Raw genomic sequence first — 10,784 nt, forward strand, 5'->3', positions numbered from 1 at the left:
ATTCTCCCTTCTTCCCCAAAATGCCCGATACCAGAGATCGAAACACTCACCCCAACAATGTTCATCCCTGCCTATTCCCTAATCAAGTTAATGTTAGTGATAAGTACAACATGTTACATATATGTATTTTAAGACTATTGTCATTTTTAAATGTGATCGGTGTAACTTTAATAACATATTGTCTGTGTTATGTTTCGATAATAACATCATTAGTTCCCGGCAAACGTCAGGGTACAAGGCTCGGCAACGGAACGTAAAAGTTCACAGATAATTTTGGGGAAAAAATGAAATATATCATAGGGATAGTGTGTATCCTTACTATCTGTATTTTGGCGCTTTTAGTGAGCAACGATCGCAAAAACATCCGCTATCGTCCGATTTTCGTCATGCTGGCCTGCCAGTTTTTGATGACCGCACTGCTGCTTAAGACTGACGTGGGCAATAAAGTGATTGGCGTGATCGCCGGGGTATTTGGCAATTTGCTCTCCTATGCCAACGAAGGGGTAAACTTCGTCTTTGGTGGTTTGGTGAATCACGGTGAGATCTCTTTCTTCCTGTCCGTTTTGCTGCCCATCGTGTTTATCTCCGCGCTGATCGGCATCCTGCAACACTGGCGCATCCTGGGCTTTATCATCAAGTACATCGGCCTGGCGCTGAGCAAGGTCAACGGCATGGGGCGCTTAGAGTCCTATAACGCGGTGGCTTCGGCGATCCTCGGCCAGTCTGAAGTGTTCATCTCGGTGAAAAAACAGCTCGGCCTGCTGCCGGAGCACCGCCTGTATACGTTGTGTACCTCAGCCATGTCGACGGTCTCAATGGCGATTGTGGGCGCTTACATGGTGATGCTAGATCCGCGCTATGTGGTGACTGCCTTGGTGCTGAACCTGTTTGGTGGCTTTATCATGGCGTCGCTGATCAACCCTTATCAGGTCAAGCCTGAGGAAGACATTCTGGATGTGGTTGAAGGGGAGAAGCAGAGCTTCTTCGAAGTCCTGAGCGAATACATTCTCGATGGCTTCAAGGTAGCGATTATCGTTGGCGCGATGCTGATTGGCTTTATTGCGCTGATCACTATGGCTAACGCGCTATTCACCGCTGCATTTGGCATTTCCTTCCAAGGCGTGTTGGGTTACGTGTTCTCTCCATTGGCTTTCCTGGTGGGTGTACCGTGGCACGAAGCAGTGCAGGCCGGTGGCCTGATGGCAACCAAGATCGTCAGCAACGAATTTGTTGCCATGCTCAACCTATCGCAGGGTGATTACAACTTCTCTGAACGTACCATGGCGATTATCTCGGTGTTCCTGGTGTCGTTCGCCAACTTCTCCTCAATCGGCATTATTGTCGGTGCCATCAAGGCATTGGATTCCAAGCAAGGTAACGCCGCTGCCCGCTTTGGCCTGAAGCTGCTTTACGGCTCCACGCTGGTCAGCTTCCTGAACGCCGCCGTCGTAGGTTTCTTCTTTTAATTAGCTCAAGGCCACATCGAGAGGTTGTGGCCTGTTATCGCTATAACAATAAGGAATATGTGATGAAAATGACTTCTCCCCTCAAGCTATCGTTATTGGCCCTGTTGGTTGCAGGCGCTGCGCATGCCGCAACGGTGGATCTCCGTATCATGGAAACCACCGACGTTCACGGCAACATGATGGATTATGACTATTACAAAGATAAAGCCACCGCTCAGTACGGCTTGGTGAGAGCGGCCACGTTGATTGATGCTGCCCGTGCGGAAGCGACCAACAGCGTGCTGGTCGATAACGGCGATATCATCCAGGGCAGCCCGATGGCGGACTATGCTGCAGCCAACCTGAAAAAGGGCGATGTGCATCCAGTTTATCAGGCGATGAACACCCTGGATTATGCGGTCGGCAGCCTGGGTAACCATGAGTTCAACTACGGGCTGGATTACCTGAAAATGGCGATTAGCGGGGCCAAATTCCCGTACATCAACGCCAACGTCTATGACGCCAAAACCAACAAGCCTTATTTCAAACAGTACCTGATCGTGGAAACGCCGGTAAAAGATACCGAGGGTAAAGAGCACAAGCTGCGCATCGGTTATATCGGCTTTGTACCACCACAGGTAGTGCTGTGGGACAAGGACAAGCTGTCGGGCAAGGTGATAGCCAAAGATATTACCGAAACTGCCAAGGAGTTGGTGCCACAGATGCGTAAGAAAGGGGCGGATATCGTGATTGCTATCGCCCACTCCGGTATCTCTGCCGATCCTTACAAGGCGCTGGCAGAAAACTCGGTCTACTACCTCACGCAGGTTCCAGGCATCGATGCCATTACCTTTGGCCACTCTCACGGTATTTTCCCAAGCAAGGATTTCGCCGCTATTCCTGGGGTAGATCTTGAAAAGGGGACGGTCAACGGCGTACCTGCAGTCATGCCGGGCCACTGGGCAGATAACCTGGGGGTGATCGATCTGGTGCTGGAAGGGGAAACCAATAACTGGAAAGTGGTCTCCAGCCGTGCAGAAGCGCGCCCAATCTTTGATAAGAAGAATGACAAATCGCTGGTCGATGCCAAGGCCTCGTTGGTGAAAACGCTTGAGCAGGCACATAACGACACCCGTGAGTTCGTTAACAAGCCGATTGGCACCATTGCCGAAGATACCAATACCTATCTGTCATTAGTGCAGGACTCCTCGGCCATCCAGATCATCCGTGCGGCGCAGAAAGCCTACGTTGAGCACTTTATTCAGGGCGATCCGGATCTTGCTGATATCCCGGTACTGTCTGCTGCGGCACCGTTCAAGGCGGGTGGCAGGAAGAACGACCCAGCGGCCTTCGTCGATATGCGTAAAGGGCCTCTGAGCTTCCGTAACGCGGCCGATCTTTACCAGTATTCCAACACGCTGGCGGCAGTGAAAGTGAAAGGCAGCGATCTGAAAGAGTGGCTGGAGTGCTCTGCGGGCATGTACAACCAGATCGACGTGAAAAGTGATAAGCCACAGTCACTGCTCAACTGGAACGGTTTCCGGGCCTACAACTTCGATATGTTTGACGATCTGAGCTATCAGATCGACGTGACCCAGCCAGCACGTTATGACGTGGATTGCAACGTGATCAATCCACAGGCCCAGCGTATCAAGTCGCTGACCTATAAAGGTAAGCCGGTGGTGGCAGACGCGCCATTCCTGGTTGCCGTGAACAATTACCGGGCATTTACCGGCAAGTTCGCCGGCACGGGTGAAAAAAATATCGTTATCTCCTCGCCGGATGAAGTGCGCACTATCGTGGCCAACTACATCTCCGAGCAGACCAAACAGCATGGCGCATATAAGCCAGAGGTAAAAAACAACTGGCGGATCGCGCAAATTACTGCGGATAAGCCGTTGGATATCCGCATCGAGACCTCACCAAGCCAGAATGCGGCTGATTACATCAAACAGGCTGCTCAGCATCCAATGGCGCTGGTAGGAAAAGACGATATCGGTTTTGCCGTTTACAAGATCGACTTACAGAAATAAAGATCCGGGGAATGACAATGAGAATGGTTGATATCATCGCCAAAAAGCGCGATGGAAAAGAGCTGACTACGCAAGAGATCGAGTTTTTTGTTAACGGCTACACCCGGGGAGATATTCCGGATTACCAGGCCAGTGCGCTGGCGATGGCGATCTTCTTCCAGGATATGAACGACCGTGAGCGTGCCGATCTAACGATGTCGATGGTGAACTCCGGTGACGTAATCGATCTCTCTGCGATCGAAGGCGTCAAGGTAGACAAGCACTCCACCGGCGGCGTGGGTGATACCACCACGCTGGTGCTGGCACCGCTGGTAGCGGCGCTGGATATCCCGGTGGCGAAGATGTCGGGCCGCGGCTTGGGGCATACCGGTGGCACTATTGATAAGCTGGAAGCGGTAGCGGGTTTCCACGTGGAAATCTCCAGCAAACAGTTTATCGAGCTGGTGAACCGCGACAAGGTGGCGGTGATTGGCCAGACCGGTAACCTGACCCCGGCGGATAAAAAGCTGTATGCGCTGCGTGATGTGACCGGCACGGTGAACTCAATCCCGCTGATTGCCGGTTCGATCATGAGCAAGAAGATTGCGGCGGGTGCCGATGCCATCGTGCTGGACGTGAAAACCGGTGCCGGTGCGTTTATGAAAACCACTGAAGATGCCGTCGAGCTGGCCACGGCGATGGTGCGCATTGGTAACCACGTGGGCCGTAATACCATGGCGGTGATCTCCGATATGTCGCAGCCCTTGGGCTACGCCATCGGTAATGCGCTGGAAGTGAAGGAAGCCATCGATACGCTGCGTGGCGAAGGCCCGGAAGATCTGACCGAACTGGTCATGCAGTTGGGTAGCCAAATGGTCGTGCTGGCGAAGAAGGCCGATTCGTTACCGGCTGCGCGCGCCATGCTGCAAGAGGTGATCGATAACGGCAAGGCACTGGCCAAGTTCCGTGACTTCCTGGCCAACCAGGGCGGCGATGCTTCAATGGTGGATCATCCAGAGAAGCTGCCGCAGGCTAAATACCTGATTGAGGTACCGGCCAAGCAGGCGGGTGTGGTTGCCAATATCGTGGCCGACGAAATCGGTGTGGCAGCCATGTTGCTCGGTGCCGGTCGTGCCACCAAGGAAGATGACATCGATCTGGCCGTGGGCCTGATGATGCATAAAAAAGTCGGCGATCGTGTCGCCATCGGTGACTCGCTGGTAACGATCCATGCCAATCGCCCGGATGTGGCAAACGTCATGGAGAAAATCTATGACAGCATTACCCTTGCCGATAAGGCGCAAGCGCCAAAACTGATCCATACCATTATTACAGAATAATAATATTAGCCGTGTTTCACCCTGGTTGCAGGGTGAAACATTTTCAACATTATCTAGAAATCATTTAATTAAATAGTTCTGGGTGAGTAGATAGAAAACGGGATTTTTCTATGTATCAAATAAATAAATTTAAAATAAAAAAGCCTCTGGTATTGTTTGCTCTTATGTTCTCTTTACCCCTCAGCGCAGAGGAAATAAAGGTAAGCGATCGTCTCTTCTCAAGTTTTATTAACGATAGCCACGCAGACCTTTCTTTCCGTAACGTGTTTAAAAATTTAAGCACCGAGGATTATGGGGAGCGCTCCATCCAAACAGCCTGGGGGCAGGGGATCACTCTTGATTATCAGTCCGGCTATTTTGCGGATATGTTGGGAGTAGACGCTTCTTATTATGGCGTGATTAAGCTGGCCGCCAGCGATGATTTCTGGGGCCGTAGCGTGTTGTATAACGACAACGGCCAGGCGAAAGGTTTCAATAAGATTGGTCAGCTCTACCTGAAAGGACGTTTGGGTGATGATGACACCTATCTCCACCTTTATTCAGGTTGGCAGCAGATTAAAAAATGGGGCGCACTCAATAACTCCACGCGTGCCATTCCAAGTACCTATCTGGGGTTGCGTGGCGAAGCGGCTACCGGGCCAGTACGGTTACGTGGCGCCTACGTGACCCGCTACAGCGACAGAGATTCTCCGGATAAGATCCATTTCCGCACTGCGGATAAAAAGGAGATCAGCAGCATTGCGACCGGTGAATTGAGCTATAGCGATCACGGCTATAGCGCGCTCTATTTCCTGGGTGAAAGCCATAACTATATGCAACGGCACGGGGTGGAGCTGGGTTGGCAACCGGCGTCCTGGGCAGAGAATCGCCTCAAGTTTGCCAGCCAGGTATATTACAACCATGGTTTGCAAGACTGGACCCGCATGTCCACCCGTCACAAGACGTTCGATGATGATGCCTACCATTATGCGATGTATGCCGAATGGCGCGCCGAGCGTTGGAAGCACAAGGTTGGGGCTTCATACACCCGGGCCTCACTCGATAATGGCAACGGGTTAGGGCGCTTTGAGTGGCACCTGGCTAAACACAGCCGGGGCACCTTTAACTCCATGGCCGACAGTTGGGGTAACGACTATGTGGGCGATAAGGAAAAGATGCTGGCCTGGACCTTCGGCTATGCCGTTACGCCAGAAGTTGAGTTAGGGATGGTCACCAACTATGGCTGGGGGATGAAGTACCGTGGCCATAGCATCGAGCGTGGTGAAACCCTGGTTTACTCCCGTTGGACGCCGTCACAGCCTGCGCTGAAGAATCTGGCGTTTCAGCTCTCCGGTGGCCCATCCTGGAACTACCAGAGCCAGAACAATCAGCCGAAACTGACCTCGGATGGCAAGCCGATGCGCGCTCAGAACCACTCGATTGAGTTCCAGGTGGATTACAAGTTCAACCTGTTCTAATCAACGCCTGCCTGGCCGTGTGGGAAACCCACACGGCATCACTAAATAATTATGCATTAATAGTAACTATTAACCGGCTTGAACCCTCGAAAAAAACGTGTAATCATTGCGCGAATTCCCCATTTCATCACAGAGGAGTACAGGCATGACGGGTTTAACCACCTCAGCGCAACTGCGCTCCAGAAGCCTGATGACGCCCTCACTCCGAGTTTCCTTAACGCCATTTATGCGAATACCGCTGCCCCTTATGCGGTAAAGCTAGCCAATGCTCGCTGTTAGGCATGATTAAAAATAGAGCTGCGGCTCTGATTTTACTGATGTCTATCGGACGCTGCCGATCCCAGTCCCCGATAGTTGTCTGATGCCTACCCGCATCGGCCGGTCATGGTTGCGCCTTGGCTCATCACTTTGCCGGGATAACCAGGGTTATCTCATTATGTGCCCAGTGGCACACCCTCATCCTTAACCGTTTGAGACTCAGCATGATGAAAGAATTGAAGATAGCAACCAGCGCCAGCCTGGTAGCCAGCATTGAAACCCTGCGCGAAATCGTGCGCGTGGGGCAGACTGATTATACCGATGTGGCGGCTGCCGTGGTCTCCGTTAGCGATGTGGATGCCGGTATTCTGGCAACGCTCAAAGCGACCGGCTTTGAGATCCCGACGTTTGTTGCCGTTGAGGGGGATGAACAGCTCTCCCCGGATCACCTGCCGTTGATTACTGGCGTATTTGCCTTGGCTGCCGCGACCAAAGCGTTTTACATGGCGCAGTTGGAGGCCGCCGCTGATGCCTACGAGCAGGCGCTGTTACCGCCGTTCTTCAAAACGCTGAAAACCTACGTGGAAATGGAGAACTCAACCTTTGCCTGCCCGGGCCATCAGGGCGGCGAGTTTTTCCGCAAGCACCCGGCAGGGCGCAAGTTTTTCGAGTTTTACGGCGAAACGATTTTCCGTTCGGACATGTGCAACGCCGATGTGAAGCTCGGCGATCTGCTGATCCATGAAGGCTCGGCCAAGGATGCGCAAAAACACGCGGCGAAAGTGTTCAACGCTGATAAAACCTACTTCGTGCTGAACGGTACTTCGGCCTCCAATAAAGTGGTGACCAACGCGCTGCTGACGCGTGGCGATCTGGTGCTGTTCGATCGCAATAACCATAAATCCAATCACCACGGTGCGTTGATCCAGGCAGGGGCAACGCCGGTGTATCTGGAAACCGCGCGTAACCCGTTTGGTTTTATCGGCGGCATCGATTCCCAATGCTTTGATGAAGCTTACCTGCGCGAGCAGATCCGCCATGTTGCCCCGGAAAAAGCCGCTGCGGCACGGCCTTTCCGCCTGGCGATCATTCAGCTCGGCACCTATGACGGCACGATTTACAACGCCCGTCAGGTGATCGATACCATCGGCCATCTGTGCGATTACATCCTGTTTGATTCGGCCTGGGTGGGGTATGAAGGTTTTATCCCGATGCTGAAAGAGTGCTCGCCGCTGCTGTTGGAACTGGATGAGCACGATCCGGGTATTTTCGTCACGCAATCGGTGCATAAGCAGCAGGCCGGGTTCTCGCAGACTTCGCAGATCCATAAGAAAGACGATCACATCAAAGGCCAGAAACGCCACTGCAACCACAAGCATCTCAACAATGCGTTTATGCTGCATGCCTCAACCAGCCCGTTTTATCCGCTGTTTGCCGCGCTGGACGTCAACGCCAAGATGCATGCCGGTGCCGCGGGCCGCCGCATGTGGATGGAGTGCGTCAAGCTGGGGATCGACACGCGTAAACAACTGCTGGCACGCTGCTCGCAGCTGCGGCCCTTTATTCCGCCGCAGGTGGCAGGCAAAGACTGGCAGGACTACGATACCGACCTGATCGCCAACGACGCACGCTTCTTCAACTTTGTTCCGGGCGAGCAATGGCACGGCTTTGCAGGCTATGCGCAGGGGCAGTATCTGGTCGATCCTTGCAAGCTGCTGCTGACCACGCCGGGGATTGATGCGGCCACCGGTCAGTACACCGAGTTCGGTATCCCGGCAACCATTCTGGCCAACTTCCTGCGTGAGAACGGCATCGTGCCGGAGAAGTGCGATCTCAACTCGATCCTATTCCTGCTCACCCCGGCGGAGAACCCGGCGAAAATGGATCATCTGGTGGATATGCTGGTGCAGTTCGAGCGTTACGTCGAGGCAGATGCGCCACTGAGTGAGGTCTTGCCGACGGTCTATCGCAAGAATCAGCAGCGTTATGCAGGCTACACCCTTCGTCAACTGTGCCAGGAGATGCACGATCTGTACGTCAGCTTCGACGTGAAGCAGTTGCAAAAAGAGATGTTCCGTCAGGATCATTTCCCGCCGGTGATGATGAATCCGCAGGATGCCAACGTCGAGTTTATCCGCGACAACGTTGAGCTGGTGCCGATCGCTCAGGCAGCCGGGCGCATAGCGGCAGAAGGTGCCTTACCTTATCCACCGGGTGTGTTGTGTGTAGTTCCGGGTGAAGTGTGGGGCGGCGCGGTACAGCGTTACTTCCTGGCGCTGGAGGAGGGCATCAACCGCTTGCCTGGCTTCTCACCGGAGCTGCAGGGCGTGTATATCGAGAAGAAAGATCACGGTTGGAAACGGATTTTTGGCTATATGATCAAGCCGTAAAATCGCAACCAATTTGCCTTGCTGTAGGGGCGCCGCATGCTGCGCCCGCTTAGCCGTATGCCGCCCCGTCTATCTTGCATGACAAAGGCGGATGTCACCACTACATTGAGTAGAGTGGTATGACAACGAGTCCAACGATGAAAGATAGAAAATACGCCGCCTGGGTTGCCAAAGAAAAAAGAAAGTCCACGTTTCACAGTTTTGACTGGTTTTTGCTGGTTAACGCCTTGTTCTCTTTCTACCTGTTCCTACAGCGTCTGGGGTCAGGGCTTTACGAGTCGTTAAGCCATTTGCTACGTTCAGCTCCGGCGATCTCCGGCGTGATGTTGGTCTCCTTCGTCACCTATATGGTGTTGAGGGTGTTACGGCCATACGGTGAGAAAGCCCGCTGGTGGGGGTTGATCGCCAGTGTGACGGTTTTGTCGCTATGTTGGTGTGCTGCCTTTCATCACCTGATTGTCATGGACAACGTTACCTTGGTCTACCCCTTGCTGATTGGCTTGGTGTTTGCCTCACTGATCCCCTTTTACCTCTCTCCTTTGCTGCTGTGCCTGTTTACGGTACCGATATTGGCGATGTCCATCAGCGAAAATATTATCCTGCGCGGTGCGGCCTCTGTGGCGAACGTGTTCTCTTATTTGCTGATGCTGTTTCTGATCTACTCGGCCAAACGCATGTTGGAGAAATGGTTTATGTTGGCCATCGAGCGGGAAAGGGAGAACAAGCAACTGATTGACCGGCTGGGGAAATTGGCTAACCGCGATCCGCTGACCGGGCTGGCCAATCGGCGCTATTTCAGCAACTACTTCGACTCGGTGTTTTCTCGGGAGGCGGAGAGTCGCGAACCTTTCGCCATCATCCTGCTGGACGTGGATTTCTTTAAAAAATATAACGACCATTACGGCCACCAGATGGGGGATGAGTGCCTGATCCGCCTGGCCGAATGCTTTGAAAGTAGCGTGCGTCGTTCACAGGATCTGGTGGCTCGTTACGGTGGAGAGGAATTTATCATTCTGCTGCCAAAAGCCGATCGTGCCGAGGCGATAGCGGTGGCCGAAAGGATCAAGTCTCAGGTCGCGGCGATCGCGATCCCGCATGAAGGCTCCGACGTTGGGCAATGGGTCACGGTGAGCCAGGGGATTGCATTATGGCGAGCAGGCGTGGGGCGTGAGCAACTGGTAGAGATGGCCGACAAGACTCTGTATCAAACCAAGGCTAATGGACGCAACGGCTATACATTGGCGGAAAAAGGGTAGCTCTCAAGTCCAGTATTTGCCCCTCACCCCAACCCTCTCCCACAGGGAGAGGGAGCTGACCGGAGTGGTGGTTAGGTGTGGCGTAAAGCTGTGGCATGTTCGATTTGATGTGGCGGTTGGATACTGGAGTTAAGTTGTTGCACGTTCGGTCCCCTCACTTTTCGGGAGAGGGAGCTGACCGGTGTGGTGGTTAGGTGTGGCGTAAAGCTGTGGCATGTTCGATTTGATGTGGCGGTTGGATACTGGAGTTAAGTTGTGGCACGTTCAGTCCCCTTATTTTTCGGGAGAGGGAGTTGACCTGAGTGCTTGGTTGGCCTGTGCTGCTCCGGTAAATGCGGAGTAAGAAGAACGAGGATGGGGTATGGCGCAGAAAAATCAGCGTACTCGATCTGTCCCCAAAAAGGAGTTGGTGCTGTGCTCAGATGTGGAAGTTATTCTGTAAGAAGGTGATGTTGAGGACGAATACCGTAGTTAAGATCTAGCACGGTCGGTCCCCTCTCCCTGTGGGCTGAGTGATCCCCAGTAATATGGTCAGCATCCCATGACCATATTACTGTACTCATTCCCTAACTTTTTCAGCATGTTAACTATATTCATCCGTCTCACTATTCCCGGTCTGTCTCTCA

The 10,784-nt window shown here is 53.0% G+C and carries 6 protein-coding genes; all 6 read left to right on the top strand.

The window, feature by feature from the left end; all coding sequences use genetic code 11:
- Positions 1–284 precede the first annotated feature (284 nt).
- Positions 285–1,466 (top strand): NupC/NupG family nucleoside CNT transporter, encoded by a 1,182-nt coding sequence (locus tag ACMV5I_RS06175; RefSeq protein ID WP_414823893.1) that lies wholly within the window; start codon positions 285–287, stop codon positions 1,464–1,466.
- A gap of 68 nt (positions 1,467–1,534) precedes the next feature.
- The gene (locus ACMV5I_RS06180; RefSeq protein WP_414823897.1) at positions 1,535–3,478 is read left to right on the top strand and encodes a bifunctional 2',3'-cyclic-nucleotide 2'-phosphodiesterase/3'-nucleotidase; all 1,944 of its coding nucleotides are present in this window, start codon (positions 1,535–1,537) and stop codon (positions 3,476–3,478) included.
- Between the two features lie 17 nt (positions 3,479–3,495).
- Entirely contained in the window at positions 3,496–4,797 is a 1,302-nt protein-coding gene (locus tag ACMV5I_RS06185; RefSeq protein WP_024483783.1) for a pyrimidine-nucleoside phosphorylase, read from the top strand.
- Positions 4,798–4,961: 164 nt separating this feature from the next.
- Entirely contained in the window at positions 4,962–6,254 is a 1,293-nt protein-coding gene (locus ACMV5I_RS06190; RefSeq protein WP_414823894.1) for an OprD family outer membrane porin, read from the top strand.
- A 485-nt stretch (positions 6,255–6,739) separates the two neighbouring features.
- Positions 6,740–8,902, top strand: coding sequence for an ornithine decarboxylase SpeF (speF, locus tag ACMV5I_RS06195; RefSeq protein ID WP_174333670.1), 2,163 nt, complete (start codon positions 6,740–6,742; stop codon positions 8,900–8,902).
- 137 nt (positions 8,903–9,039) lie between these two features.
- Entirely contained in the window at positions 9,040–10,158 is a 1,119-nt protein-coding gene (locus ACMV5I_RS06200; protein WP_414823895.1) for a GGDEF domain-containing protein, read from the top strand.
- The last annotated feature ends 626 nt before the right edge of the window (positions 10,159–10,784 follow it).

This window comes from Serratia sp. T13T92, assembly GCF_047530105.1.
In the GTDB taxonomy this organism is placed as follows: domain Bacteria; phylum Pseudomonadota; class Gammaproteobacteria; order Enterobacterales; family Enterobacteriaceae; genus Chania; species Chania fonticola.

What these genes read in the sequence shown, in the direction of transcription:
- ACMV5I_RS06175 (WP_414823893.1), top strand. Translation starts at nt 285, where the DNA reads ATGAAATATATCATAGGGATAGTGTGTATCCTTACTATCTGTATTTTG.
- ACMV5I_RS06180 (WP_414823897.1), top strand. Translation starts at nt 1,535, where the DNA reads ATGACTTCTCCCCTCAAGCTATCGTTATTGGCCCTGTTGGTTGCAGGC.
- ACMV5I_RS06185 (WP_024483783.1), top strand. Translation starts at nt 3,496, where the DNA reads ATGAGAATGGTTGATATCATCGCCAAAAAGCGCGATGGAAAAGAGCTG.
- ACMV5I_RS06190 (WP_414823894.1), top strand. Translation starts at nt 4,962, where the DNA reads ATGTTCTCTTTACCCCTCAGCGCAGAGGAAATAAAGGTAAGCGATCGT.
- speF (WP_174333670.1), top strand. Translation starts at nt 6,740, where the DNA reads ATGAAAGAATTGAAGATAGCAACCAGCGCCAGCCTGGTAGCCAGCATT.
- ACMV5I_RS06200 (WP_414823895.1), top strand. Translation starts at nt 9,040, where the DNA reads ATGAAAGATAGAAAATACGCCGCCTGGGTTGCCAAAGAAAAAAGAAAG.